Source organism: Alteromonas sp. KUL49 (assembly GCF_006538345.1).
Taxonomy (GTDB): Bacteria; Pseudomonadota; Gammaproteobacteria; order Enterobacterales; family Alteromonadaceae; genus Alteromonas.
Genome location: NZ_BJKL01000001.1, coordinates 472,243 through 498,269, shown reverse-complemented (window position 1 = coordinate 498,269; position 26,027 = coordinate 472,243). Strand labels below are relative to the sequence as shown.

The 26,027-nt window shown below is 45.2% G+C and carries 24 protein-coding genes and 1 pseudogene; 8 read left to right on the top strand and 17 right to left on the bottom strand.

From position 1 onward, the window contains the following. Nucleotides 1-14: 14 nt before the first annotated feature. The 5 genes from miaA to EYS00_RS02045 all read right to left on the bottom strand — a co-directional run bounded on the left by miaA (nt 15) and on the right by EYS00_RS02045 (nt 6,193). The gene (miaA, locus tag EYS00_RS02065) at nt 15-950 is read right to left on the bottom strand and encodes a tRNA (adenosine(37)-N6)-dimethylallyltransferase MiaA (protein ID WP_130634906.1); all 936 of its coding nucleotides are present in this window, start codon (nt 948-950) and stop codon (nt 15-17) included. Then, nucleotides 940-2,697: a DNA mismatch repair endonuclease MutL gene (mutL, locus tag EYS00_RS02060; RefSeq protein ID WP_130634905.1), complete on the bottom strand. Its 1,758-nt coding sequence runs from the start codon at nt 2,695-2,697 to the stop codon at nt 940-942. The genes miaA and mutL overlap by 11 nt, the downstream gene beginning before the upstream one ends. A 43-nt stretch (nt 2,698-2,740) precedes the next feature. Next, nucleotides 2,741-4,063 (bottom strand): N-acetylmuramoyl-L-alanine amidase, encoded by a 1,323-nt coding sequence (locus EYS00_RS02055; protein WP_130634904.1) that lies wholly within the window; start codon nt 4,061-4,063, stop codon nt 2,741-2,743. 83 nt (nt 4,064-4,146) lie between these two features. Then, nucleotides 4,147-4,629: a tRNA (adenosine(37)-N6)-threonylcarbamoyltransferase complex ATPase subunit type 1 TsaE gene (tsaE, locus tag EYS00_RS02050; RefSeq protein WP_130634903.1), complete on the bottom strand. Its 483-nt coding sequence runs from the start codon at nt 4,627-4,629 to the stop codon at nt 4,147-4,149. A 58-nt stretch (nt 4,630-4,687) separates the two neighbouring features. Beyond that, nucleotides 4,688-6,193 (bottom strand): NAD(P)H-hydrate dehydratase, encoded by a 1,506-nt coding sequence (locus EYS00_RS02045; RefSeq protein WP_130634902.1) that lies wholly within the window; start codon nt 6,191-6,193, stop codon nt 4,688-4,690. A 6-nt stretch (nt 6,194-6,199) separates the two neighbouring features. On the opposite strand from EYS00_RS02045, the gene queG reads away from it, so the two are divergent. Then, complete coding sequence (gene queG, locus EYS00_RS02040; protein WP_130634901.1) at nt 6,200-7,342, top strand: tRNA epoxyqueuosine(34) reductase QueG; 1,143 nt, start codon at nt 6,200-6,202, stop codon at nt 7,340-7,342. A gap of 37 nt (nt 7,343-7,379) precedes the next feature. Here queG and hemE read toward each other — a convergent pair whose 3' ends face one another. Both hemE and nudC read right to left on the bottom strand, forming a co-directional pair. Then, on the bottom strand, nt 7,380-8,474 hold the full coding sequence (gene hemE / locus EYS00_RS02035; protein ID WP_130634900.1) for a uroporphyrinogen decarboxylase: 1,095 nt from the start codon (nt 8,472-8,474) through the stop codon (nt 7,380-7,382). A 144-nt stretch (nt 8,475-8,618) separates the two neighbouring features. After that, nucleotides 8,619-9,467, bottom strand: a complete 849-nt coding sequence (gene nudC, locus EYS00_RS02030) for an NAD(+) diphosphatase (protein ID WP_130634899.1) — start codon at nt 9,465-9,467, stop codon at nt 8,619-8,621. 165 nt (nt 9,468-9,632) lie between these two features. Between nudC and EYS00_RS02025 the strand changes: the two genes are divergently transcribed. From EYS00_RS02025 to EYS00_RS02010, 4 genes are all read left to right on the top strand, one after another. Continuing rightward, complete coding sequence (locus EYS00_RS02025; protein WP_130634898.1) at nt 9,633-10,106, top strand: transcriptional repressor; 474 nt, start codon at nt 9,633-9,635, stop codon at nt 10,104-10,106. Then, on the top strand, nt 10,096-10,560 hold the full coding sequence (locus EYS00_RS02020) for a chemotaxis protein CheX (RefSeq protein WP_130634897.1): 465 nt from the start codon (nt 10,096-10,098) through the stop codon (nt 10,558-10,560). Before EYS00_RS02025 ends, EYS00_RS02020 begins: the two co-directional genes overlap by 11 nt. Further along, nucleotides 10,550-10,990 carry a secondary thiamine-phosphate synthase enzyme YjbQ gene (locus tag EYS00_RS02015; protein ID WP_242618617.1) on the top strand — a complete coding sequence of 147 codons (441 nt, stop codon included), beginning with the start codon at nt 10,550-10,552 and terminating at the stop codon, nt 10,988-10,990. The genes EYS00_RS02020 and EYS00_RS02015 overlap by 11 nt, the downstream gene beginning before the upstream one ends. Nucleotides 10,991-11,090: 100 nt before the next feature. Beyond that, on the top strand, nt 11,091-12,206 hold the full coding sequence (locus tag EYS00_RS02010) for an OmpA family protein (protein WP_130634895.1): 1,116 nt from the start codon (nt 11,091-11,093) through the stop codon (nt 12,204-12,206). A 53-nt stretch (nt 12,207-12,259) separates the two neighbouring features. On the opposite strand, the gene dnaB is transcribed toward EYS00_RS02010, so the two are convergent. From dnaB to EYS00_RS01990, 4 genes are all read right to left on the bottom strand, one after another. Next, on the bottom strand, nt 12,260-13,651 hold the full coding sequence (gene dnaB, locus EYS00_RS02005) for a replicative DNA helicase (protein WP_130634894.1): 1,392 nt from the start codon (nt 13,649-13,651) through the stop codon (nt 12,260-12,262). A 158-nt stretch (nt 13,652-13,809) separates the two neighbouring features. Next, nucleotides 13,810-14,793: a DUF4097 family beta strand repeat-containing protein gene (locus EYS00_RS02000; RefSeq protein WP_165399283.1), complete on the bottom strand. Its 984-nt coding sequence runs from the start codon at nt 14,791-14,793 to the stop codon at nt 13,810-13,812. An 11-nt stretch (nt 14,794-14,804) separates the two neighbouring features. Beyond that, nucleotides 14,805-15,317, bottom strand: a complete 513-nt coding sequence (locus EYS00_RS01995; RefSeq protein WP_242618616.1) for a hypothetical protein — start codon at nt 15,315-15,317, stop codon at nt 14,805-14,807. Beyond that, nucleotides 15,304-15,879: an RNA polymerase sigma factor gene (locus tag EYS00_RS01990; RefSeq protein WP_130634892.1), complete on the bottom strand. Its 576-nt coding sequence runs from the start codon at nt 15,877-15,879 to the stop codon at nt 15,304-15,306. Before EYS00_RS01990 ends, EYS00_RS01995 begins: the two co-directional genes overlap by 14 nt. Before the next feature lie 112 nt (nt 15,880-15,991). On the opposite strand from EYS00_RS01990, the gene EYS00_RS01985 reads away from it, so the two are divergent. Further along, on the top strand, nt 15,992-16,624 hold the full coding sequence (locus tag EYS00_RS01985; protein ID WP_130634891.1) for an MOSC domain-containing protein: 633 nt from the start codon (nt 15,992-15,994) through the stop codon (nt 16,622-16,624). A gap of 52 nt (nt 16,625-16,676) precedes the next feature. Here EYS00_RS01985 and EYS00_RS01980 read toward each other — a convergent pair whose 3' ends face one another. Next, nucleotides 16,677-17,753: an efflux RND transporter periplasmic adaptor subunit gene (locus EYS00_RS01980; RefSeq protein WP_130634890.1), complete on the bottom strand. Its 1,077-nt coding sequence runs from the start codon at nt 17,751-17,753 to the stop codon at nt 16,677-16,679. A gap of 12 nt (nt 17,754-17,765) precedes the next feature. Beyond that, on the bottom strand, nt 17,766-20,891 hold the full coding sequence (locus EYS00_RS01975; protein ID WP_130634889.1) for an efflux RND transporter permease subunit: 3,126 nt from the start codon (nt 20,889-20,891) through the stop codon (nt 17,766-17,768). A 594-nt stretch (nt 20,892-21,485) separates the two neighbouring features. Here EYS00_RS01975 and EYS00_RS01970 point away from each other — a divergent pair. Beyond that, nucleotides 21,486-22,201: pseudogene (locus EYS00_RS01970) on the top strand (TorF family putative porin). A 140-nt stretch (nt 22,202-22,341) separates the two neighbouring features. On the opposite strand, the gene rplI reads toward EYS00_RS01970, so the two are convergent. Genes rplI through rpsF form a run of 3 tightly spaced genes read right to left on the bottom strand, consistent with a single transcriptional unit; the run spans nt 22,342 to nt 23,461 of the window. Continuing rightward, on the bottom strand, nt 22,342-22,794 hold the full coding sequence (rplI, locus tag EYS00_RS01965; protein WP_130634888.1) for a 50S ribosomal protein L9: 453 nt from the start codon (nt 22,792-22,794) through the stop codon (nt 22,342-22,344). A gap of 26 nt (nt 22,795-22,820) precedes the next feature. Then, the gene (gene rpsR / locus EYS00_RS01960) at nt 22,821-23,048 is read right to left on the bottom strand and encodes a 30S ribosomal protein S18 (RefSeq protein WP_013786397.1); all 228 of its coding nucleotides are present in this window, start codon (nt 23,046-23,048) and stop codon (nt 22,821-22,823) included. An 11-nt stretch (nt 23,049-23,059) separates the two neighbouring features. Further along, nucleotides 23,060-23,461 (bottom strand): 30S ribosomal protein S6, encoded by a 402-nt coding sequence (gene rpsF / locus EYS00_RS01955; protein ID WP_130634887.1) that lies wholly within the window; start codon nt 23,459-23,461, stop codon nt 23,060-23,062. 452 nt (nt 23,462-23,913) lie between these two features. On the opposite strand from rpsF, the gene EYS00_RS01950 reads away from it, so the two are divergent. Further along, nucleotides 23,914-24,195, top strand: coding sequence for a YebG family protein (locus EYS00_RS01950; protein ID WP_130634886.1), 282 nt, complete (start codon nt 23,914-23,916; stop codon nt 24,193-24,195). Between the two features lie 73 nt (nt 24,196-24,268). On the opposite strand, the gene EYS00_RS01945 is transcribed toward EYS00_RS01950, so the two are convergent. Continuing rightward, nucleotides 24,269-25,852, bottom strand: coding sequence for a PAS domain-containing methyl-accepting chemotaxis protein (locus EYS00_RS01945; RefSeq protein ID WP_130634885.1), 1,584 nt, complete (start codon nt 25,850-25,852; stop codon nt 24,269-24,271). Nucleotides 25,853-26,027 lie beyond the last annotated feature (175 nt).

Below are 26,027 nucleotides of genomic sequence, written 5' to 3'. Positions count from 1 at the left end.
ACTACACTGACAAATTAGAGAGCTAATTTTGATGCTATTTTAGTCGCATTATCGTTAGCAAATGTGTCCAGCCAAGTCAGATTCTCCCACCCTCTCAGCCAGGTGAGCTGACGTTTAGCCAATTGCCGTGTGGCGATAATGCCCCTTTCTCTCATTTCGTCATATGACAGCTCGCCTGTTAAATACTGCCACATTTGACGATAACCTACTGATCTTATTGATGGTAGGTCAGGATGCAAATCTCCTCTTTCAAGGAGTTTGCGAACTTCATTTTCAAAGTTTTGCTCTAGCATAATGTCGAATCTTTGTGCGATTCGCTCATGCAATATCGCGCGATCTTCGGGCGCTATTGCAAACTGTACTATGTCATAGGGGCAAGTTTCACCCTTTTCCTGTTGCCATTCAGTTAAGGTCTTACCTGTACTCCGATAGACTTCAAGTGCCCTAGTCAAACGTTGGGGGTCATTGGGGTGAATTCGAGCCCCACTCACTGGGTCTACCTCACACAATTGAACATGCAACGCGTCCCAACCTATGCGATTTGCTTCTTCTTCAAGGGCTTGTCGCATTTTCTTGTCTGACTTAGGTAGTGGCGATATTCCATTTATCAAGGCATTAAAATACATCATCGTACCTCCTACCAATATTGGTACACGATTTCTACGATGAATTTCGCCAATCAGACTAACTGCATCCTTACAGAATGCTGATACGGAATAACTTTCAGATGGGTCAATAATGTCTACGAGATGATGGGGAACCGCCTCTAACTCTGCCTTAGTGGGCTTTGCGGTACCAATATCCATCTGTTTGTACACGAGCGCGGAATCTACACTAATGATTTCACAATCAATGTCCTGCGCCAGCGCCAATGCTAACCCTGTTTTACCGGATGCCGTCGGCCCCATGATGGAAACGACAGGCAGGACAGGATAATTCTTACTCGCCATTATTGGTATCCCATAGCGCCATCACACTTTTCAGGTCGCGCACTTTACCAAAACGCTGAATGTATTCCCATTGTTCAGAAGGACTAAATTGTTCTAACCATTTCCAAATTAGCATAGTACTTTCTGGTGCTAATGCATTGGAAAATTGAAAAATTTTTCGCGGAGTATTTTCTTCACTGGCACTGTTAATCAACATTAACTCAAACCATCGCAACCAAGGTAGGTGGCGCGTGCCCGCGGGTACCTGCTGTAGTCGATATTTACCTGCCACATAATTAATGTCGAAATGCATTTTTGCGAGCGTCTCTAGGGTCTGCTCTGAGACACTATCAAATGCAATCGCGACTGGCATTAACAAAGGTTGACTGTTCGATGCCTGCTCGCACAGTGAGGTTAACCACTCCGGTTGCAACGCATTAGCGGACAGCAAAAATACACGCTTATCTTTAACGTATAAACGCGTACCGTCATCGAGCGACAAATAGGCCACAGCGCCTTCATCCACGTCTCTTTTTTCATCAATAACTTTCGGTGTCATTAATGATTGGAAGTGAGTGTTGTAGCTCTCGCCTATGCGAGGGGCGCCAATACGTCCAAGGTTGTTGGTAGCTCTCGCTCCAGATTCGCTCACAGAATTAGCCGCACCGTGTGTCAGTGGTCGAATGTAGTCATGACTCGACTCAGCAGGCGTAAATGCGAACGTAGATGGCTCGCTCGAAACGGTCTCTTGTGTCAATTGTGAGTCTTCGGGAGTTAATGAATGCAGCGCATCACAAACGGCTTTACAAATAAAATCGTGTACCAACCGGCTTTGCTGAAAACGCACTTCATGTTTTGCTGGATGTACGTTCACGTCGACTTCTTTCGGATCAATGGTTAAGTACAGTACAAACGAGGGTTGCTCCAAAACGCCCCATACAGATTCATACGCTTGACGTACCGCATGCAACATCAGTTTGTCTCGCATACCTCGACCATTAATAAAACTGAACTGACAATCACTGCTGCTGCGAAGTAGACTTTCATTACCTAACCACGCTTCTAGGTGAATCCCTTCATAAGCCACTTGTGTATGAATCGCATTTTTTAAAAACTTCTGGCCCACAACGGAACTGATTCGATGAGGCAAACTGCACTGGCTATCAGGCATATGTCTGCGCATCGCTTTACCATTGTGTTTAAGTACAAACCCTACATTGGGGTGACTCAACGCGATACGCTTAATCACATCTTCTATATGATGAAACTCAGTTTTTTCAGTTCTTAGAAATTTACGGCGAGCGGGAGTGTTGTAAAAAAGGTCTACGACATCTATTGTCGTGCCCACAGGATGTGCTGCGGGCTGAATGCTAACGGCCATATCTCGGCCTTCACAGAAAGCCTCCCATGCCTGTTCTTGATTCGCAGGACGAGAAGTTAGGGTAAGGCGGCTCACCGAACTGATACTCGCCAGTGCTTCCCCCCGAAAACCCAGCGACATTATTTGCTCTAAATCATCCAGCGTAATAATTTTACTTGTGGCATGGCGACTCAACGCGAGCGTGAGTTCATCTTTTGCAATACCACTACCGTTGTCACGGATGCGAATACGCTTATGACCACCTTTCTCGATATCGATTTCAATGCGGTCCGCGCCAGCGTCTAAACTATTTTCAACGAGTTCTTTTACGACCGACGCAGGACGTTCGACAACTTCACCTGCCGCTATTTGGTTTGCGAGCTGAGGAGACAACAATTTTATTGGCAATGGAAAGTACCTGTTCGCTAAAAGATATCGAAGTGTGACTCGATTAAGTGCTAGGTATGGTCAAAACCTGACCTATACGAACCACATCACTATTGAGGTTATTGGCTTCTTTTATCCGACTCACAGCCACATTATATCGCTGTGCTAACAAAGAGAGAGATTCGCCACTTTGCACTTTATGAGTACGATTTGTCGCTCTCTCAGACGCCCACAATGTCCCATCAGGTGGTACTTGCTTAAAGTAGCGCTTAGTAGCAGTAAAAATTGACTGGGCTAAACGTTCGCGATGCTTGGACCAATTGAGGTTCTTTTCTTCTTCGGGATTAGAAATAAAGCCAACTTCTACGAGTATCGAAGGAATATCAGGAGATGTTAGCACCGCTAGACTTGCAGCTTGAGGAGTGCGCTTGTGCATACGCGTGATTTGCTTTAATTCACTAATCACCTCATTGCTGAGGTCGAAACTCGTAGCCATACTGTGGTCCATCGATAAGCCGAGAATAGTTTCCGCGAGATACAACTCACTCGACTTGTCACTGATAACTTCGGCTGCGCCACCTAACAGCTCAGAGTGTCGCTCAGTTTTTTCCATCCAACGACCAAGTTCTGTATCAGCTCTTCGCATGGACAGCACCCAAACAGAGCCTCCTCTGGGCTCTGGCTGTGTGAAAGCGTCTGCGTGCACTGAAATAAACAGATCAGCTTTTTTCTCACGGGCAATTTCAGGCCGTCGGTTCGGTGAAATGTAGTAATCAGCTGTGCGGGTCATGATAGCTCGCATACCGCGCTCATTGTTGATCATGGCTTCAAGCTTCTTGGCTATACTCAAAGTTATATGCTTTTCGTAGGAGCCAGATGGCCCAATAGAGCCTGGATCTTCACCACCGTGCCCAGCATCGATGGCAATGATAATGTCTCGGTCTCGATTGTTGCTCGATTGGTCAATAACGATAGGGGCAGGCGCAGGCGGATTACTATCCAGCAAATCTATTACGAGCCTGTGTCCGTAGGGCGCTGTAGGTGTCATGGCGAACAACGTAGGGTCAGCCTTGCGACTCAACTCAACGACAATTCTGGCATCCTTGTTAGTTTTTGGCGTCGAATACCTCACTCGTTTAACTAGCTCCCCCATGTCTTGCGCCACCGATAAGTCGGTATCACGACGAGTGTTAGATAAATCGATAACTAGACGATGTGGGTTACTCAAAGTGAAATAGGTAAATTCTGGCGCAGCATCTAGGTCGAGCACTACACGAGTACTCGCGGGGGACGGCCAAATTCGCAGACCATCAATGTCATTTTGCGCAGCATGCAGTGGATAAGCCACGAGCAAAATACACAAAATTAGCCCTATATTGCGCACCATATTTATTCTACTTTTCTCTTCTTATTCTCTCGAAACAACGTATACAACTATCAACTTAAGGATATTCAAACCATTATCTATCATTAGGCACACTTACAATTTTGTAGAATTCGTGCACCCTTTGCACTTTTTGCTTGGATAGAAAACTGTCGTCCCGTCGATGTTATTTCAATACTGATCACTAAATCTGGCGAGGCCAAAAATTGCCCACCTTTTTCAGACCACTCTACCAAAGCAATGTTCCCTTCGCCAAAATAGTCGCGTATCCCCATAAATTCCAATTCTTCTGGGTCGGCCAGACGGTATAGGTCGAAATGGAAAATAGAGACTTCTGACAATTCATACGGCTCTACCAGCGTATAGGTTGGACTTTTCACACTGCCAGTATGGCCAAATGACTGAATAAAATAACGACTAAAGGTTGTTTTACCTGCCCCTAAATCTCCATCGAGATAAATAACCGCTTCAGTAGAAGACTCTGCCGAAACAGCGCTCGCCAAGTCTTGCGCTAGTATCGCTGTTTCTTCAGGCGTATTGGCAAAGAAAGATGTTTCTGGGTATGACATAAATCCGAATTCCTGCAATTTACCGCGGTATTTGATCAACCCAACGCAACATCAATGACTAACCATGGTGATTGATAAGTGCGCGAACTGCATCAAATAAGTCACTCGCAATCATACCACGTTGACCATATAGCTCGGCAACATCATCACCCGCTTTTGCATGCAATATAACACCATATTTAGCTGCCATATCCACATGAACACCTTGGGCTAACAATGCGCCAAGAATACCACTTAATACATCACCGCTTCCGGCGGTTGCCATTCCCGGGTTACCATGTCTACATACCCACGTGGCCTTTTCGTTATCGATCAGTGTTCCAGCCCCTTTAAGAACACATACCGCATGATAGCGTTGTGCGCATTGGCGAGCGGCATTAAATCGATTACTTTCGACCTCTTCCACCGTCAAACCAAGTAATCTTGCGCCCTCTGCAGCATGGGGTGTTAGTATACAATCACTCACCGTATAAGCCGTGGATTGCTTGCACAATAAATTGAGCGCATCAGCGTCAATAACAACAGGCGTGTTTGTAGACTGACAATATTTCATTGTAGTTTCAAAGGCGTTCTCTGCCCATTCGTCCTGCCCTAAACCAGGGCCAATGACCACACATGTGGCCCACTCAAGCCCAGCTTCTAAATCTGAATCTGTGACCATTAATTCAGGGCGTCCTGAGCTCACTTGGACGACAGAAGACTCATGCACATAAGTACGAACCATACCAGCACCACTGCGCAATGCTGCTTCACCCGCAAGCCTAATCGCACCAGCAGTTCCCTTATTACCACCCACACAGAGTAAACGTCCATACGTCCCCTTATGACTATGTATGTCTCTGGGTGCCAAGCCCTTAAAGTGCTCTATCTTGAGCAAAGTGGCAAAGGGTCTTGCCAACGCCTGAAAAGCTTTTCCAATGTCTAAATCAGCATAAACAAGCTGCCCGCATGACTGCTTACCCGCACCAGTGACCAAGCCAGGCTTAATTCCTACGAAGGTCACAGTAACATCAGCTTGAACGCAGCGTCCCAGACTCTGCCCCGTATTGGCATCAAGGCCAGAGGGAACATCGACTGCCACCACATAGGTACTAGACTTGTTTATCACGTCTATAACATCAGCAAACTCATTGCGAATAACACTATTAATACCCGTACCAAGTAAAGCATCGATAATAATGTCCGCTTTCTCTACCAAGGCCTCGCTAAACTCAACGAGTTTACCTCCAGCAGCAAACCAGTTTGCTTGAGCAGTACCTGCATCCCCTTCCAAGATTCGGTCGGGTTCAACGGCACACACATAAACTTGTTTGCCCGCTTTTTTAGCATTTAATGCGGTAACGTAGCCGTCACCCGCATTGTTACCTTGGCCAACGAGTACCAAAAAGATATCTAGATTAGGGAATAATTCTATACAGTGCTGAAATACAGACTCGCCAGCCCGTTGCATAAGCGTAAACATGTCGCATCCCGAGTTTTGGGCTGCGGCCTCCTCATTTGCGCGAACTTGATCGGCGCGAAAGAGTTTGTGTGATAAGCTGGTAGTGAGTTGAGTATCTAACATAAATGCATGTCCGCGATAAATTCCATCGATTTAAACCAGTTGTCCAACGATATCAAGGCTTGGGGTCATGCGCTAGGCTTTCAACACGTTGGCATTAGTGATATTGACCTATCGCAACATGAACAACACTTAGTAAAGTGGTTGGAAAACGGTTATCACGGTACTATGGCCTACATGGCAACCCACGGGCTCATGCGAGCACGCCCCGCGGAGTTAGTGCCGGGCACATTAAGAGTGATCAGTGTAAGAATGGATTACCTTCCTCCCGATGCCTCATTCGCCAAGCATTTAAATGACCCCAACATGGGATACATTAGTCGCTATGCATTAGGGCGTGACTATCACAAAGTCATCCGCAAAAAGCTCAAGCAACTCGGTGAGAAGATATCTGCGAGGTTAGAAGGAACGGCTTACCGGCCGTTTGTCGATTCTGCCCCCGTACTGGAACACGCCATTGCGGAGAAGGCGGGTATTGGTTGGACGGGTAAACACACACTGACTTTGAGTAAAGAAGCCGGTTCATGGTTCTTTCTGGGAGAACTATTCATTAACTTACCCCTGCCGACAGATACGCCAGTGGAGGCGGAATGCGGAAGCTGCAATGCATGCATTACCATTTGCCCCACTGACGCTATAGTTGCGCCTTACCAAGTCGATGCAAAGCGCTGTGTATCGTACTTAACCATAGAGTATGATGGCGAGATCCCTGAAGAACTGCGCACGCTGATGGGAAATCGTATTTATGGCTGTGATGATTGCCAGCTTATTTGCCCATGGAACCGCTATAGTTCAGTAACCACAGAACCAGATTTTCATCCGAGAGACAAACTCCACGGTCAATCCCTACTCACCTTATTTTCTTGGACCGAGGAAGAGTTTCTCAAATATACTGAAGGTTCAGCGATTAGACGCATTGGTTATGCAAAGTGGAAACGCAATATTGCTATTGCGCTTGGAAACAGCCCCTATTCATCAAAAACACTAGATGCGCTAAGTGAGTCACTAGGGAAAGTGGACCAGAACGTCGACGTGCACATCAAGTGGGCAATGGAGCAGCAAGCGCAAAAATCGATAGCGAGCACGTCAGAAAACCGAAAACACCAGCGGTTAGTACGTACTGTACAAAAGGGCCTTCCGCGAGACGCATAAAAAAGGCAATGAGTATTATGTCATTGCCTTCGTTCGATTATTTTGCGTGATACGGCTTACTGAGCTCGTGAACTGCGTTGACGAAAACACCAGCATTTTCTGGCGGCACATCTAGATGAATGCCGTGGCCCAGATTAAATACGTGACCGGTACCTTCACCAAAACCTTCAAGAATGGTACTCACCTCTTGTCGAATTCGAGAGGCTGGCGCATAAAGCATTGACGGATCCATATTCCCTTGAAGTGCCACTTTGTCGCCAACACGAGCTTTAGCATCGGCAATGTCGATGGTCCAATCTAAACCAACAGCATCACAGCCAGTCGCGGCAATAGCTTCTAACCACATGCCACCATTCTTGGTAAACAAGGTCACAGGCACTTTTCTGCCATCCGCTTCTCGGGTAAGTCCGTTGACGATCCGCTCCATATATTGCAACGAAAATTCTTTGTAGTCTCGAGGTGACAAAACGCCGCCCCAGGTATCAAATACCATGACAGATTGGGCACCCGCTGCAATTTGAGCATTGAGATAACTTGTCACAGAGTCAGCTAATTTTGCTAGCAATGCGTGAAGCGTTGCAGGTTCAGCAAACGCCATTTTCTTAATTTTAGTGAACGCCTTGCTCGAACCACCCTCAACCATATAAGTTGCCAGCGTCCATGGACTACCTGAGAATCCTATAAGAGGTACTTCACCTTTTAGTTCTCGGCGAATAGTACGCACTGCGTTCATCACATATTGCAACTCACCTTCAGGATCAGGGATACCAATTTTATCTACATCGGCCTTACAGGTGATCGGTGACTTAAAGCGTGGGCCTTCGCCCGTTTCAAAGTACAAACCCAGTCCCATAGCATCTGGGATAGTAAGAATATCGGAAAATAATATCGCCGCATCTAACGGGAATCGGCGAAGAGGTTGTAACGTTACCTCACATGCTAGCTCAGCATTTTTACACAATGACATGAAGTCACCGGCCTCTGCGCGCGTTGCTTTGTATTCAGGAAGATAACGACCGGCTTGGCGCATCATCCACACGGGGGTAGCGTCTACTGGCTGCTTAAGCAGCGCGCGAAGATAGCGATCATTTTTCAATTCTGGCTTTGCAACACTAGAAGCGCTTTGTGACATGGTTTCACCTAAAACTATTCGATGATAAAAAACCGCCGAAGTATATCAGCTATCCCAACACCGTGTATTAAAAACCTAATGAAAAATTGTGCTTTGGAGCAATGATAACTTGCTAGAGATCAAGTTATTGCTCAAAGTATTCTCTCAGGAACCACTTGAAGACTTTTCTCGGATAATCGAGATTGTCCTTTCAATCAATAGTCCCGCAATAGAGAGCTTAGGGGGGATAATAGGTAGATCGTCAATATCGAACCACTGGGCGTCATCAATTTCGTTTTCCTGACACTGAATCTCTCCGCCATCGTATTCTGCGATAAAACCCACCATTAGTGAGTGAGGAAAAGGCCAAGGCTGGCTGTCAAAGTACTGAATATTTTTCACTTTCACACCGACTTCTTCCATAACTTCCCTGTGGGTAGCCTGAACTAGACTCTCGCCACTTTCCACAAAGCCAGCAAGTGTGGAGTACATGTTTGTTTCTCTATGCCTGGTACCTTTGGCGAGTAAAATGCGCTGATTGTCATGAATAGCAACAATGATGCACGGAGACACTCTGGGATAGCTTCGGTGGCCACATTGATGACACTGTACTGCCATTTCCCACGTCACTAGCTCGGTTTTAGCACCGCACTGCCCACAGAATCTATGAGTACGCAGAAAGTGAGTATACTGCCAGGCTCGCCCTATGATTGAAAAACCAATATCTTGGTTGGCCATTAAAAGTGCTCTCAGTGATAAAGTCGTCCAGCCCACTGACTCTACAACTTCACCTCCCAAATCGACAACAAAGACTGTTTCATCATTTTCAGCGGCCTCTGAGAGCGGAGGTAACTCGTGAATATCATCTTGGTATTCCGATAGGAAAGCCATCTCACTGACATCAGCGTGAGGTAAACTAGACTCATTTTCTCTAACAACTACGCTTCCTTTGCTGAAAATAATCCATAGTGCACTATTATTCTCTAACTGAGCGCGAGTTTTTCTTATCATCATAAAGAGAGTCGTCCCCATATCCAGTAATGGCATAAAGATAACACAATAAATGACTTAACCTTCTTCGTTTGTTCATTTGTGTACCGTTAGTAGGGTGTTATACTAGCGTAAACATTGCGTTTATTGGTTTTAAAGGACACCTTGAGGTTACTATGGTACTGACGAATGAATAGTTCGACCTTAATACAAAAGGCCCGCACGTATTGCGAGCAAAGAGGCGCTCGATTTACGCCACTACGTGCTAAAGTTTATGAGATACTCGTTGATAAGCACGGCCCAATGGGCGCATACGATATGCTTGATGCACTTAAAGAAACCGAATCAAGTGCGAAACCAGCGACAGTATATCGCGCGCTGGATTTTCTTTTAGATTTTGGACTGATTCACCGACTTGAGTCCACGAATGCTTTTGTCGCTTGCTATCATTTTGGCTGTCATCATCCAGTACAATTTTTGATTTGCGACAGTTGCGGTGATGTAGCAGAAATACAATCAGAAGGACTTAAGGAAACGCTGGACAATCAAGCACAGGAAAATGGCTTTAAAGTGATAAAGCAAACCATTGAAGCTCACGGTTTGTGCGCTGAATGCCAAAATGCTGAGGTAACTTCTCCCAAGGAGCATGCAAATGAATGCTGAGTTCGTAAACCCATTTATTACTGGGTTTCTCAATGTCATGGAAACAATGGCGCAAACTAAGCTTACGCCAGGCAAACCGAAACGTAAGCAAGACGATTTAGCGAAAGGTGATGTATCTGGACTCATCGGAATGGTTGGTCCTGAAGTGAAAGGCTCTATGTCTATCACGTTCGACGAATCTTTGGCATTAACTATCATGGAGCGCATGGTAGGAGAGCGTCCGGAAAAAGTAGATGCCGAAGTTGGCGACATGGTAGGCGAAGTCACCAATATGATTTGTGGCGGTGCCAAAAGGGATCTCGCTGACAAAGGGTTTGAATTTGCCATGGCAACCCCCGTTGTTGTATCAGGGAAGGAACACTCCATTAGTCATCAGGTAGATGGCGCTAAAATTATCCTTCCTTTCCAATGTGACGACGGCTTTGCACATTTGGAAATCTGTTTTGACAAATAGTATTTGGTGGTCCGAAACAATTACACTGCCACCAAAACCCAGAGGGTTTCATTTAATAACCCATCTAATTGTTGAAGCATTGCCACAATTAAGAGATATTGACGTAGGTTTGGTACATCTTTGTTTACAACACACTAGTGCAAGCCTTACTATCAATGAGAATGCGGACCCAACGGTGCGCCAAGACATGGAAGCGTTCTTTAATTATTGCGTTAAAGAAGATTTGCCATTTTATCGACACACATATGAAGGCAGCGACGATATGCCTGCTCATGTTAAATCGAGTATACTGGGCTGCCAAGTTACCCTTCCTGCACAAAAAGGAAGGCTGCAACTTGGAACATGGCAAGGTATCATGCTAGGAGAACACCGCGACCACGGTGGGTCCCGCAAGATCATTGCCACAGTTCAAGGGCAAGTAGCAGTATGAGCACAATAATAATAGCTATATGCCATGAATAGGTTTCATAACGAGACCTACTAAAAAATTATGTGACAATCAATCACTCAACATTAAACAGGATGTGACTATGAAAAAGCACTTTACACTGGCTGCACTGACTGCCGCTATGTTGTCTTCAACTGCTATTGCTCAAAGCTCAGATGAACCAGACTACTCTAGTTGGCTTGGTATTTCAGGCATGCATTATCGAGCATCAGGTGAACATACCTCTAACGGAACTTCGTTCAACAATGGCCGAGCTATTACATTAGAATACGGCTATCGCTTTACCCAAAGCTGGGCTGCGCGTGCTGAATTCTCTTCAATGGATTTAGACTACATTAGAGACCTTGGTAGTGAAGACGGCGAAATGACAGGCGTAGACTTAATGTACTTCCTACCTGAAGACAAATACTACCTGTTCGGTGGTGTTCGTCGCCAAGCGGTAGGTGACTCTACGACACTACTTGACTTAGGTCTAGGTAAGCATTGGCGCCCGAATGAGTATGTAACTATCATTACCGAACTTGCCACTTACCGCGACCTAGACTTTGATTTCACTGATGTAGGCGTAAAAGTGGGTCTTGCAATGCCGTTTGGTAAAAAATCTGCAAACACTACCACTTCAGCTACCGCATACGATACTGACAATGATGGTGTTATTGACCGTTTAGATCAGTGCCCTATGACAGCAGCAGGCGAGGCCGTTGATTCTGTAGGTTGTGCGGTAATGGCTGACGATGACAACGATGGTGTTAGTAATGATATGGACAACTGTCCAAGTTCACCGTCTGACGTTAAAGTGGATGATAAAGGCTGCACAGTATTTGGCAACGAAACTGTCAATATCACGCTTCGCGTATTGTTTGACAACGAAAGCTCTGTAGTTAAGCAACCTCGCGATCCAGAGATCGTTGAATTTGCGGAGTTCATGGCGCAGTACGAAGACACAACTGCGGTTGTAGAAGGTCATACATCAGCGCCTGGTTCTGCCACTTACAACCTTAAGTTGTCAGAAGAACGTGCAGAAGCCTTCAAAGCGGTACTTGTTGATATGTATGGTATTGATGCGGTTCGTATCGACACTGTTGGCTATGGTGAAACTCAGCTTCTAGACACTGGAAACACTGCGGATGCTCACATGGTTAACCGTAGAATCTCTGTAACTGTTGAACAAACAGTTAAAGTACCAGAAATGAAATAACCGCTTAGAAATTACGGTTTAAGATAGTAAAAAGGCGCCTACCGGCGCCTTTTTTAATAGTCATCTGAAACCGCAGGTCCAGCGTAATTATCAAAGCGGGAAAACTGGCCTTGGAAGGTCAAACGAGAAGTACCAATTGGGCCATTACGCTGCTTACCGATAATAATCTCCGCGACGCCCTTATCTTCACTATTTTCGTGATAGACCTCGTCTCGATAAATGAACATGATCAAATCGGCGTCCTGCTCGATGGAGCCCGATTCACGTAAGTCCGAGTTTACCGGTCGCTTATCTGCACGCTGCTCCAAGCTACGGTTAAGCTGAGAGAGTGCAACCACTGGCACTTCGAGTTCTTTAGCTAACGCTTTTAATGAGCGAGAAATCTCCGCAATTTCTAACGTACGATTATCGCTAAGGGAAGGTACACGCATAAGTTGCAAATAATCCACCATGATCAGGCTGATTCCACCCCGCTCTCTGGCTAGCTTACGAGCACGGCTTCTAACATCCATAGGTGTTAGTCCCGATGAGTCATCAACAAACAAAGAATCTTTGTCTTTGAGCATGGCCATGGTATTTGAAATTCTGGCCCAATCTTCATCATCGAGTTGTGCAGTACGAATTTTGGTTTGGTCAACACGACTCAAACTGGCCAACATACGCATCATGATTTGCTCTGATGGCATCTCAAGACTGAAAACAAGAACAGGCTTGTCTTCTGCCATCATGGCATTTTCAACCAAGTTCATGGCAAAAGTGGTTTTACCCATCGACGGACGGGCTGCAACAATAATTAAGTCTGAGGGTTGCAAGCCACTAGTCTTTTTATCAAGGTCGGTAAACCCTGTGGTAACCCCTGTAACCTCTTTGTTGGTTTTCAATAAGATCTCTAAACGATCTATGGTTTTACCTAATACAGACTCTACATTTTTGGGGCCTTCGTTTTCACCTGTTCGTCGCTCGGCGATTTCAAAAACTTTACTCTCGGCCAAATCGAGAATATCGGCACTATCACGCCCTTCAGGGTTGTAGCCTACTTCAGCGATATCATGTGCCACACCGATGAGCTCTCGGGTGATGGCTCGCTCACTAATGATTTTGGCGTAGGAAACAACGTTAGCAGAACTCGGGGTGTTTTTAGCAAGTTCACCTAAATAAGCAAACCCACCTGCGTCTTCAAGCTCATCATGTTTTTCCAGTTCTTCAGATACGGTAATCAAATCTACCGGCTGACTGTTATTCAATAATCGCAAGATAGCGCGGTAAATTATCTGATGTGAACGATTGTAGAAGTCAGTGTCAGTAACTTGCTCGGCAACTTTGTCCCATGTGTCGGGATCAATGAGCATACTTCCAAGCACAGACTGCTCGGCCTCAATACTATGAGGAGGAATTTTAAGCTTCTCTACCTTATTGTCGCCTTGAGGAGGAGATACCGACGCCACTAACAATCACCTGAACAATTAAATTAATCTCGTATTATGCGCTTTTGCAAAGTACAGAACAATCTAAACAACAGCATTGATGTAAATAACAACGGAAAGAAGGCACAAAAAAAGGCAGCTGACTTACCACTCAACTGCCTTTTTAAAGGATTAGCTAACTACTCGATATCGAGTGAAACGCGACCATTGACCGTCGAAACATCCACATTCGCATCACCCGAACCGTGAACAAATTCTAACCAACGGCGAGGGCCGTACTTTGCTTTTTGCATCTTATCGCTGGTAATGTCATTCGAAATGCTGCCACCAGCATGGGCTTGAATGTCGAAGCGCGCTGAAACATCTGGTTGGAACGTTAGGTTAATACCTCCACCTACAGAGCTTGCGTAAACCTCTCCGTTTTTGTTTAACGTCATCTGAGCAGATAAGCGCCCGTTAACCGTGTTAACTTCAAGCATATCAATTTCAGCCAGCTTTAATTCAATCCTCCCGTTCACCGTCTCTACCTGAACTCGTGGACTCGTAGTACTGACAGAAATACCGCCGTTCACAGATTCTAGAGATGTTTGTTTATCACCAGAATGGGTACCTGAAATACTACCATTCACTGTTTCTACCGCTAAACGACCGGTAACATTCTCGAGAGTGATATCGCCGTTAACTGCATCTGCTTCAACCGCAGCATCTACATTTTCAATATCCACATCACCGTTGACAACTTCTACACTTACGCCTTTTTTAACGTCTTCAATGCGAACATCTGCATTAATCGAGTCGTAGTCAATGTAACTGTTGAAAGGTACGTAAATAAGCAAATCATCACCGTCAGTTTGATAGTTACCCCAACGTCTATCGCTGCGCTCCACTTCTACATGAATAAGAATAACGTTACCTTGTTTTTCGAATACGAACTCCTCGGTGTTATCCCCGAGGGTGCCGCTTACTCTGACTTCTGATTTGTCCCAACCTCTGATTTCCGCCTTTCCATTGATGTGTTCAATGTCTACGCGAGGACTGTCACCAGTTTCAATCGTACGGTCTACCGCTTCTTCTGCATAAACGGAACATGGCAAAGCAATCAGAGTCGCCACGGCTGACGCACTTAATGCGTACTTTTTAAAAAAACGTGTGAAATTGTTCATAGCGTTACTCCTTAAATTTGTTGCCATTTTGGCGCGTGCACTTGCTCTATTAAGGCAATTTGCTGGTTGTATACTTGCTGCAGCATTTGCAAAAGCGCTGGGTTAGATGGGTCTTCCTTTAAAACCAACTTTATAGCTTGCGCCGCGTCTTCTAATTCTGCTAACTGTTGTTCCCAGTTCTCTGTTACTGGTTCTGAGCTTTCGTAACTAGCCAACAAGCCTGATAGCTGTTCACTTTGTTGTTTACTTAATGATTCTACAAGGGCATAGCCTTCAAGTTTACCTGACTGAGGCTCAAGTACAGAAGGAACAAAAACCCACAGCACGCTCACCAATACCACACTTGCTGCCATCGCTACCCAATGGAGTTTTGTAGGCTCCTTGTTAGCCCCGTCCAAAGACGCAATTTCCTCGGCAGCGATTCCTCTATCAATACCTCTCCACAAATCCTTTTCAGGATTAACCGTGTCAGGTAGCTCATTAATCTTTGCTTGTAGCTGTTGTTCAAAACTATTCATCGTCATAACCCATCCACGTTTTGAGAAGCTGCTTAGCGCGATGAAATTGCGCTTTACTAGACCCTACGGCCATATCCAGCATTTCAGCCACTTCCTCATGTCTGTAGCCTTCGATGGCGTGCAATACAAACACCATTCGAGCGCGCTCCGGGAGTCTCAACACGAGGGATTCTAAATCCACATCACTGGTTGGCGCCTCTGCTTCAGCATTCATAGCTGAAGAGGTTTCAATATTCATCATGCGTTGAAACCAGCCTCGCTGCTTGCGAATGTAAGATATCGTCACATTCGCGGTAACACTATGTAACCATGTTGAAAACTGACTTTGCCCTTTGTAGTTCTTCAACTTTGACCAAAGTTGAATAAATACCTCTTGAGTTGCATCCTCTGCCAACCCACGATCGCCCGCCAAGCGAAGACACAGAGCATACACTCGCCCTATATGTGCATCATAAAGTGCCCGATATGCCGCTTTATCTCCCTGTATCGCAGAAGATATCAATGCGTCTTCCCGTGCTTTGCTGAAGACCTCATTGGCATTAATTACACGTTGTTGGCTAGTTTCCATTGCTCACCAGTTTTAGCAACTTAGTCACCAGTTTATGTGTTACTGTTGAAGAGTTAGTCGTAGCCTAAGTGATTAAGGTTTAAATCTATATAATTTTTTTTGGAAATTTATAATGTTTGTTAATGATCTTTTTGCTGGTAAGCCACAACCATTGGGGCCTAGAGGGGCGCCAAGTAGTATTGTAAAAACGCCTGTAGATTACCTGACGGTTGAAATTGATGGCACATTAGAGGACGAGCAAGCCAACAAGCGACTGCACGGTGGCCCAGAAAAAGTCCTTCATCAGTTCGCGCCATCCCATTATCAAACACTAGCTGAGCGCTACAGTAATACACAGTTTCCTGTCGGCAGTATTGGCGAGAACATCAGTATTGAAGGTATGGACGATAGTAACGTATTTATCGGAGATATATGGAAGCTAGGTTCGGTAGTACTTCAAGTAAGTGCTCCCCGTGCCCCATGCAACAAAATTTCACTACGCTTTGACGTTAAAAACCTAGATAGATTTGTTGGCGAAAGAGGAATTACCGGTTGGTACTATCGCGTTATCGATACAGGAATCATTCGTCTAGGTGACGAGGTGAGTTTAGTTGATCGACCTGCAAACACGGTAAATGTGCAAACACTGATGCAATGCGCCTATGTTAAAGATGATCCTTCAACAGCCAAAAAACTAGCGGCAATGAATGTTTTGGATGATGAATGGCGAGAGAAATGTGAACGGGTGGTAGCCAAACACAGTTAAAAAAACGGCCCCTCAAAAAGAGAAAAAGAGGGGCCCAAAAAACCCGGGGAGGTTAATTTCTTACTGTGAGAGTGTCAGCTCCTCGTTCGTGGCGAACTTTTTGACCTGGTCTCAGGCGTTCAGCACCACGAACTACAACAAGTGCGTCGGGGTCTATATCACCAAACACTTCAATGCGATCCCCCATACCCACACCTGTTTCCACTTTAATTTGCTGTGCTTCATTCTCACTATTAAGCTGATAAACAAACGTACCAGCTTTTCGAAGTACCAATGCATCGCGAGGGATAGTCACACCATTGTGTTCATGGCTGCTTGGCACAGCGACACGCACTGCACTACCAATTGGGAAATCCCCTGACTGCAGCGCAATACGCATTTCCATCATACGGGACCCTTCATTACCCACGGGCACAATGGCGCGAACCGATTCGGTGACCATATTGTCTCTACTCGACACATTGACGCGCATCCCTCGTTCAATAAACGGCAATACGTTTAGCGGTGCTTTCACCTGAACTTCAATCTGGTCTGGATTAACAATTCGCATGACATTTTGACCCACTGCGGTGTACTCTCCAGGCATTTGAATACGTTCAACGACCAGTGCAGAGAAGGGCGCTTTTACGCTACTTTGCGCTATTTGGTAATCGGTAAAGCGCTTATCCAGTTTCGCTTGCTCGAGGGCTTGACGAGCATTTTCAAGCTCGGCAACAACGGTCTCTAACTCACCCCTGGAGGTATTGTTATTCGCTTGCAGATTTTCGTATCGCGCTAAGCGCTTTTCATACATATCTACCTGAGCTTCCCACTGTGTAATATTGGAAAGGTTTTGATTTAAAGTAATTTGAAGTCGGGTATCGTCTATGCGAGCCAGTACCGCGCCTTCTTGAACCACATCTCCCACTTGCGCCATCCACGTTATTCTGCCATCGACTTCAGAGGCAATGTTAGAGTCGGTTTGGCTCAATACAGTACCGGGAACCCACGTCAGCTCTGTAATTGATTCAGCACGGGCCTCTTCTACTTGAACTAGTACCGGTGGTGGTGTGTCAGACGCCTCCTGTGAAAGTGAATGAGTACTGATTAAGCATGCAATCACGCCAAGAGTAGCTTTAAACGTTTTCATAATGCCGTGTCCTTAATTCAAATCTGTAAACTTATTGAGCTTTGCAGTTGCTGTTGTCATACCACCTGCTTTTTCTTCGCGAGGTTTGATACCAAAATCAGCTGTGCTCATTCTTAATAGTGTGGGTAGTAAAACAAGTGTGAATAGTGTGCTGATAGTCATCCCACCAACGATAACTGCAGCAAGACCACGATAGATAACACTGCCTGCTCCCGGGAGTAACAGCAGTGGCAACATGCCAAATATTGACGTTAACGTGCTCATGAATATTGGGCGAAGGCGAAGTTCAACGGCTTGCTTTACCGCATCGTCGCGACTAAGACCCTCTTGCTGGCCTAATCTTGTTTGGTGTACCAGAAGGATCGCGTTGTTTACTACTAGTCCAAGAAGAATGATGAAGCCAATCATGGTCAACAAATCCATAGGCTGGAACATGAAAGTGTTCATAATGCGAATGGCAATAATGCCTCCCACTGTCGCAAGCGGAATCGAAAGTACTACAAGAGCACTGTCCTTAAGCGACTTGAACAAACCAGCCATCAGAAGTAGCAACAGAATCATGGCGAATAGAAAATTGTCAGCCATCGAAGCAATAGCTCCTTTCAGGCTATCCGCACTGCCGCCGTAATTAATAGCGCCATCAGGTGGCATCATAGCCATAATGGCAGGCTCGACTTCGGATTTTACCTTTGTCATCGCTTCTTCTAAGCTCATGCCCTCTGGCGGATTAAAATTGAGTGTGAGTGTTCTTTTACCATCTACGCGCTGAATACGGCTTGGGCCTACTGCCCTTTCAATATCGACTAACTCCCCGAGTTGTACTATTTCCCCTGTAGGCGTAGTGATTGGTAGGGTAGAAAGCTGCTCAGGGGTATCCCATGTCTCAGAACGAAAGATAATATTCATTCGTTTAACGCCATCGAAGTATTCACCAACGTACATACCATCACCCATGGAGCGAACCAGATTTGCCATACGTCCGCGGTTTAGCCCCACCTCAACCATACGATTATCGTTAGGGTAAAACTGCAATTCTGGTTCTGCTTGCTCAAGTGGAGGGTTGGGTCGGGCGTTAGCTGTTGGAAACACTTCGCGGATCTTATCTAAACCCGCTTGCGCCGCTACGCTTAGGCCGTCTTGGTCAGTGCCTTGTAAATGAATAGCAATAGATCGACCGTTGCCAAACCCGCCAAATAAATTGCCTTGTTGTGCAAATGCTCGGGTATCAGGAAGGTCTTTTAGTACCTCATCTCTCACGACAGCTTCGAGTTCTTTAACTTTTGATTGGTCTTGTGCGCGAACGCCAAGGGTGCCGCCATTTGGCCAAGTAATTATGTAGTAGTTCTTAAGGGCTGGTTGTTTTTCGCCATCCATATATGGCTGTAAACGCTCAACAACAAGGGGTAAAACCTCGTCAGCAACAAAGTTTTCACTCGCACCTGCGGGTAAATTCAAGAAAGCATCAACCGCATCTCTTTTCACCGGCGGTAAATAGTCCATTGAGGGCATAAGCATAAAACTGCCACCAATTGGCACGCCCATCAGCACGAGAACGAGTACTACTCTGCGCATCCCCGTGGATGATAGCGCCATAACCTTATTAGTAATGGTACGCCACAATGGTACAAGCTTATCCTCAGGAATATCCTGTCCCATCCATCGACTTGCAACGACAGGAAGTACAGTAACGGCAACTACCATGGAAATACTTACGGCAATAGCAATAGTAAGCGCTAAATCGGCGAATAACTGACCTTCGACATCGCTCAAGAACATTACCGGAACAAAGATGGCCACTGTTGTTGCAGTAGAGGCCACAAGAGCGCCAAAAACCTCTTTAGTCGCCGTGTATGCCGCATCCATGCGATTGTTGATTTGCTTGTTCTTACGCACAATATTTTCGAGAACCACAATCGCAGCGTCTAACACCATGCCCACAGCAAAGGCCAATCCCGCCAGTGAAATAATATTGAGCGAGCGACCTGTAATTTGAAGAACCACAAAAGTACTGAGCAACGAGATAGGAATAGCCAAGGCGACAATCAAGGTGGCGCGAAGTTGTCGCATGAACAACCACAAAATACCAATAGCCAACGCAACACCGATGAACAAGTTGCTAGTGACCAAATTCACCGCACGATAGATGAATACAGAAGCGTCAAACGACTGCACCATCACTAATTGCTGAGGTGCCAACTCTGATGCGTTGATTTCGTCAACACGTTCTTTAACAGCTTCAAGCGTTGCAAGCACATTAGCGTCATTCTGACGGTCAATGCGTATAGAAATAGCGGGATTGCCATTCTGTACACTCGCGTTGGCACTGTCTGCACGGGTAATTTTAATTTCCGCGATATCATTTAACGTTACTGGGCTTCCATCCCGCCACTCTAAAATCATCTCGCCCATGCGCTGAGGCTCATACTTACCCTCGAATCGCAGGGTGTAGCGTCGACGCCCCACATCCACAAAGCCACCAGAGACGTCATTTGCGGTACCCAGCATATTGGTTACTGACGTTAAATCAATTCCCAGTTGAGCGGCTTTAAATGGGTCAAATACAATTTGAAATTCCTCCTCACCGCCAACGCCGCTTTGCATTTGTGCGCGAGCCACACCGGGAATCGACTCAAGCTGTGGTTTTATAACATCGGCAAAATATGTGGTGTAAGTGTTTATTTCATTGGGGTTACCCGGCAAACGTTGGAGGAAGAAATACGTGAGGGCAGGCATATCGTCGCCACTACCAGACAAAGTAATATTAGGTGATAACGCATCTCTCGGCAGAGGTGGAATTCGATTCATTCGGCTGATGACTTCGATCAACGTCTGCTGCATGTCAGTGTCTAAACTGAATTGTAAGTTAATCCATGCATTACCCTGATTCGCCCATGCACTCATAGACTCTAAGCCGGGCAAACCTTGAAGCACCTCTTCTTGAGGTTCGATAATTTCAGATTCAATTTCTTGAGGTGACGCCGCTCGCCACGATGTTTGTATATTAATGTTAGGCCGTTCGATATCTGGGAACAGTTGAATCGGCAAATTCATCAAGCTGTATAACCCAAGGAAGGTGAGTATGGCGATAAAAATCCCCACACCAGAGGCGTTTTTTATTGCTGCACGCGTAATGTCCATCTTCGCAAACCTGCTGTTTTTCGTTTCGGCTTACTATAGGTCGAGAAGATTCCACAGAAAGTTTAAAACTACAGTTTGATGGTTTGTAGCGGTGGATGACATAGGATTTCTACTTCGTCAAAAAACTGCAATTTACCGCAGATAATTGGTCGTAAAAAATCGACAACTTAACAAAGTTTTAATAATCCTTGCAGAATTGTTAGAAAAGTCACTGATTTTTATTAATTAGGTTAGAAACTTAAAAAGTTGATGCCTTTTGGGGCACCTGTACACATTCCAACTCTAGGATCGAAATGATCATAAAGTGATATTCAATGACTTATATTGTACATACCCAAAATGCAGCATTCTTTTGCACCAATATGATGAATATGCACCAACTTGGAAGCGACATTATCCATGGTAAGCTTTTTTTTGTTTAGCTCGCGTTTTTAGAAAAACAATAAAATTGTTATTAATTAATTAGTTAAGGATAAAAAATTGATTTTTCTTGATGTTCCATAAATGGGCATCAACTTTGCGTTAACCAGTTCAAAAAATACTACAGACAGAAAAACGATTTACAACAAGTTAAATTTTGACTGGAGAACACACATGAAACTAGCTACAAAAACACTATTAGCTGCTGCTATCTCATCAGCAACTCTAATGACTGCACTACCTACCTATGCAGAAGTAACTGCAAACGCTGCTGTTGCAAACAACTACATCTGGCGTGGTCTTACTCAGACGACTAACGAACCAGCGGTTTCAGGTGGTATTGATTACGCAAGTGAGAGCGGTTTCTACGCTGGTACTTGGGCGTCAAACGTAAGCTACGAAAGCGATGACATCTATTCTTACGAGCATGACGTTTATTCGGTTTCGCTGGCGAAACTGAGAGCTTTAGCTATGACGTAGGTTACCTTTACTACAACTACGATGCAGAAGCTAACTTCGACTTCGCGGAAGTTTACGGCTCAATTGGTATGGGTGGCCTAAGTCTAACTCTTTCTCTTCTAGCGCACACAGAAGCGGATGAAGCTGATGGTCAAGATTTCGGTTTTGGTAAAGCAACTTATACTTCTCTTGATTACAGCACTGAGATCCTTAACGGTACTGAGCTTGGTTTCCATGTTGGTTATCACGAAGGTGACTTTGCAGAAGCGTTCAACGGCGTTGAAGGTTATGTAGACTACGGTGTTAGCATTGCAAAAGACGGTTTCAGCTTTGCAATCACAGGTACTGACCTTGACGATGCTGGCCCTGATGCGCTAGACAACGACGAGCTTAAGTTCACTGTAGGTTACTCTGTAGACTTCACTCTATAATTGATTTTTGAACTTACACAGGACGTGTATTTCAATTGAAAAAGCGAGTCTTGGACTCGCTTTTTTTATGGCTGTTTGGCTACATCAAAACAAAAAAAAGCCGCTCTATTGAGCGGCTTTTTCAAACTTAACGTCAGCGATTACGCTTCAGCAATGATGATCACTTTGATTGAAGTGATAACGTCAGAGTGAACTTGTAAGTCGATGTCGTACTCACCAGTTTCACGAAGTGTACCAGTAGGAAGTTTAACTTCAGCTTTTGATACTTCAACACCAGCAGCAGTGATTGCTTCTGCGATGTCACGAGTACCAACAGAACCGAAAAGTTTACCTTCGTCACCCGCTGGAGCAGCGATAGTCACTTCAGCAAGCTCAGCAATCTTAGCAGCGCGTGCTTCTGCAGCGCCTAGTTGCTCAGCGATTTTCGCTTCAAGTTCTGCACGACGTGCTTCAAACTTTTCTACGTTGTCTTTAGTTGCAGGAACTGCTTTACCCTGTGGGAAAAGGAAGTTACGTGCGAAACCAGCTTTAACTGTTACTTGGTCACCCAAGCCGCCAAGGTTGGCGATTTTATCTAGTAGGATGATATTCATCTTAGCTAACCCTTATTTTCGCCAAATTACTTGTGTGAATCAGTGTACGGAAGCAAAGCCAAGAAACGGGCGCGCTTAATCGCAGAAGATAGCTGACGCTGATACTTCGCGCTTGTACCTGTAATACGGCTAGGGACAATTTTACCGCTCTCAGTGATGTAGTTTTTCAAAGTAGCGATATCTTTGTAATCGATTTCAGTCACACCGTCTGCAGTGAAACGGCAGAACTTACGACGTCTGAAAAAACGAGCCATGAGTGATCTCCTTAAGCGTTGTCTTCAGTGGTTTCAGTTTTCTTTTCTGCGCGCTCTTGGCGAGGAGCAGAATCGTCACGACGCTCACGACGAGGCTCTTCTTTCATCATAGGAGAAGGCTCTGTTACAGCGTTTTTAGTGCGCATTACCATGTTACGTAGGATAACGTCGTTAAAACGGAACGCGTTTTCCAACTCGTCAACAGACTCAGCAGTCGCTTCAGCGTTGATAAGTACGTAGTGGGCTTTGTGCAGCTTTTCGATTGGGTATGCCAATTGACGACGGCCCCAATCTTCTAAACGATGAATCTGACCACCGTCTTGCTTAAGAATTGTGGTATAACGCTCGATCATACCAGGTACTTGTTCACTCTGATCAGGGTGAACCATAAATACGATTTCGTAATGACGCATTATAGCTCCTTACGGTTGTAGCCTCGACAGTACAGCCGACTGTATAGAGACAAGGAACGGTTGAGTATGGCTGTAAGGGCGCGCATTATACGCATAGTTGTCTTATTGTACAAGCAGTAATCATTGGCTTTGAAGATTGAAAAAGATGAGCTGTTGTCTCTGACACGCGTGAACCCGTCCTTGGGGCTCTGCCACAGCATCCATGCTATGGAAGGTCAGAGACAACATCCCATCTTTTATTCAATATTTTCACTGCGACGTTTTCCAGATCGCTGAGTTATTTGGAACAGTGACTCACCTAATTTAGCCAACCAAATTGATTTCTTTTCTATCAATACATGTCCTTTTAAACCATAAAAACATTTGCGAAGTAAAAACACCCCCAAATACTGTTTATTTATACAGATAAATATTGTACAGTGAATGTGTTGATTAAATACAGGGGACCTACCATGGCCATTACCGTACAGTATGTAGTAACACATAAAGGGGTAGAAAAATTGGTAACTACCGACAAGAAGGAAGCGGATCAGTACGATAAAATGCTAGATGCAGCAGACAATCTAGCTGAGTACATTCAAGCGAAAGGCATTAAGCTAGATGACGAGATGACCGAGGAACTCACCATCATGCTAGCCAAGAACAAAGACAAGATTGGTAAAATCTTCAAGGGCGCTACCGCGCAAAGTGTGCTTGAAGAAGAAAGTGCAGACGTGGTGGCACTAAAGGCTTAATTGCCTCTAGTAAGCAAAGTTTTATACCTATGGTTTCACGGGGTGCTTAACCATAGGTATTGGCGGGTGTTACTTACTCTCCCACCCGCTTTTCTACATTAAAGCGATTGATCAAGGAATTAACCTCTTTGACCGTATCACTCAAATCATTACTTGCTTGAAGTGAAGATTTTGACGCCTTCTGAGTTTCTTTCGCGCCTTCGGCAACTTCTAGCAGCTGGTTGTTGATATTGTCTGCTACTGCACTTTGTTGCTCTACTGCCGAAGACATCTCTAACGTCGCCGATGCTATTCCTGAAACCGCGTTATTGATTTCTTGCAATGCTCCACGAGTTTCCTCAACGATCTCCGAGCCATGCTCAGCAGATGCCAATCCCTCAGTAGACACTTTCACAGCACGAGCTGAACGTTCCGATAACTCTTGAATAATATTATGTATTTTATCGGTGGATTCACGAGTTTTAGACGCGAGTGTTCTTACCTCATCAGCAACAACGGCAAATCCACGCCCTTGTTCTCCAGCTCTCGCCGCTTCAATAGCTGCGTTCAATGCCAGTAGATTCGTCTGGTCGGCAATTGTAGAGATAATACTCGCTGCTTCACCGATATCATTGGTCGACTGAGCAAGCTCGGTGACGGTATGAGAAATAGACTCGACAGCCTCTTTGAGCGATAGAATTGCCTGCATAGCTTGCTCTGCTTTTTGATTGCCCGTCTCCACGTTATGAGCTGCAGTGCTAGCGCTATCAGCATTACTCTCTACACGCTGCGCTACCTCTTGAATCGCTTGGCTCATTTCGGCTACTGCATTGGCAATTTGCTGTGTCGCTTGGTTTTGCTGCTCTACTGCAGCGCTAGTAGACATTGCTAAATGATGAGTACTGTTAGCAACCTCATGTAACCCGCCAGAGGCATCACCTATACGAGTCAGCGCCGTTCGCGAACGGGCGAGCTCACATCCGAGTGCCAATTTACCGCGAGCAACATAGGAAATATCATCAAAATAGGTTTGTGCGACTTTGTCGTTGCTGTAACTTTCTGGGCTCATATTAACAAAGTCCGCCCACACACTGCGTTGCTTCAGGTCTTGAAAAAACGCTGCGGCGACGAAGCTAGCAAATGCGATCGCTGCGGCGAGTACTCCATACATTACTCCCATAGCTATAGTCAGTAGTAAGCCAACAACAATAATAGGCATGAGTTGCCCGACTACATTGATTGCGCTTGTGCCAAGCGACACAGGCATCTTTCCGGCACGCATTCTTGCATAAACTGCATCAGCACGTTGGATTTCAGAATCTAATGCAGGTACACGTACAGATTCATACCCAACGATTTCGCTTTTTTCATATACGGGCGTAACAAACGCCGACACCCAGTAGTGGTCACCATTCTTTCTGCGGTTTTTAACTAAGCCGATCCAACTACGACCAGAGCGCAGTGTTGACCACATTTCTTTGAAAACCGTTGGCGGAATATCGGGGTGACGAATCAAATTGTGGTTTTTACCAATGAGCTCATCTCGTTTGAAGCCACTCACTTCAACAAATTCGTCGTTACAATGTTGTATTACACCTCGGGTATCCGTTGATGAAATAAGACGATAGTTGTTGGGATATTTATATTCGCGCTGGGTTACAGGCTGGTTGTTTCTCATGAATGCGCTCTCTTGTTCCTGTTACTAACTACGCAGTACTGGCTAAACCTACGTTACCGCTTAACTATTTAAGCGTAGAACATAATTCTATTTATTAAACTAAAGTAGAATAAATTGGTGAGAGACTATAAGAAAATGGAAGAAAACTAAAGCGTTAAAAAACAAAGGAAATGCA

Excerpts from the sequence above, each read along its gene's own strand:
- EYS00_RS01995 (WP_242618616.1), bottom strand. The coding sequence starts at position 15,317 with ATGACGATGAATAGTTTTGAACAACAGCTACAAGCAAAGATTAATGAG.
- EYS00_RS01990 (WP_130634892.1), bottom strand. The coding sequence starts at position 15,879 with ATGGAAACTAGCCAACAACGTGTAATTAATGCCAATGAGGTCTTCAGC.
- EYS00_RS01975 (WP_130634889.1), bottom strand. The coding sequence starts at position 20,891 with ATGGACATTACGCGTGCAGCAATAAAAAACGCCTCTGGTGTGGGGATT.
- EYS00_RS01945 (WP_130634885.1), bottom strand. The coding sequence starts at position 25,852 with ATGAGAAACAACCAGCCTGTAACCCAGCGCGAATATAAATATCCCAAC.
- EYS00_RS02020 (WP_130634897.1), top strand. The coding sequence starts at position 10,096 with ATGAATGCTGAGTTCGTAAACCCATTTATTACTGGGTTTCTCAATGTC.
- nudC (WP_130634899.1), bottom strand. The coding sequence starts at position 9,467 with ATGATGATAAGAAAAACTCGCGCTCAGTTAGAGAATAATAGTGCACTA.
- EYS00_RS01950 (WP_130634886.1), top strand. The coding sequence starts at position 23,914 with ATGGCCATTACCGTACAGTATGTAGTAACACATAAAGGGGTAGAAAAA.
- EYS00_RS02055 (WP_130634904.1), bottom strand. The coding sequence starts at position 4,063 with ATGGTGCGCAATATAGGGCTAATTTTGTGTATTTTGCTCGTGGCTTAT.
- tsaE (WP_130634903.1), bottom strand. The coding sequence starts at position 4,629 with ATGTCATACCCAGAAACATCTTTCTTTGCCAATACGCCTGAAGAAACA.
- EYS00_RS02045 (WP_130634902.1), bottom strand. The coding sequence starts at position 6,193 with ATGTTAGATACTCAACTCACTACCAGCTTATCACACAAACTCTTTCGC.
- EYS00_RS02010 (WP_130634895.1), top strand. The coding sequence starts at position 11,091 with ATGAAAAAGCACTTTACACTGGCTGCACTGACTGCCGCTATGTTGTCT.
- EYS00_RS02000 (WP_165399283.1), bottom strand. The coding sequence starts at position 14,793 with ATGAACAATTTCACACGTTTTTTTAAAAAGTACGCATTAAGTGCGTCA.
- miaA (WP_130634906.1), bottom strand. The coding sequence starts at position 950 with ATGGCGAGTAAGAATTATCCTGTCCTGCCTGTCGTTTCCATCATGGGG.
- rplI (WP_130634888.1), bottom strand. The coding sequence starts at position 22,794 with ATGAATATCATCCTACTAGATAAAATCGCCAACCTTGGCGGCTTGGGT.
- EYS00_RS02025 (WP_130634898.1), top strand. The coding sequence starts at position 9,633 with ATGAATAGTTCGACCTTAATACAAAAGGCCCGCACGTATTGCGAGCAA.
- hemE (WP_130634900.1), bottom strand. The coding sequence starts at position 8,474 with ATGTCACAAAGCGCTTCTAGTGTTGCAAAGCCAGAATTGAAAAATGAT.
- rpsF (WP_130634887.1), bottom strand. The coding sequence starts at position 23,461 with ATGCGTCATTACGAAATCGTATTTATGGTTCACCCTGATCAGAGTGAA.
- EYS00_RS01985 (WP_130634891.1), top strand. The coding sequence starts at position 15,992 with ATGTTTGTTAATGATCTTTTTGCTGGTAAGCCACAACCATTGGGGCCT.
- queG (WP_130634901.1), top strand. The coding sequence starts at position 6,200 with ATGTCCGCGATAAATTCCATCGATTTAAACCAGTTGTCCAACGATATC.
- rpsR (WP_013786397.1), bottom strand. The coding sequence starts at position 23,048 with ATGGCTCGTTTTTTCAGACGTCGTAAGTTCTGCCGTTTCACTGCAGAC.
- EYS00_RS01980 (WP_130634890.1), bottom strand. The coding sequence starts at position 17,753 with ATGAAAACGTTTAAAGCTACTCTTGGCGTGATTGCATGCTTAATCAGT.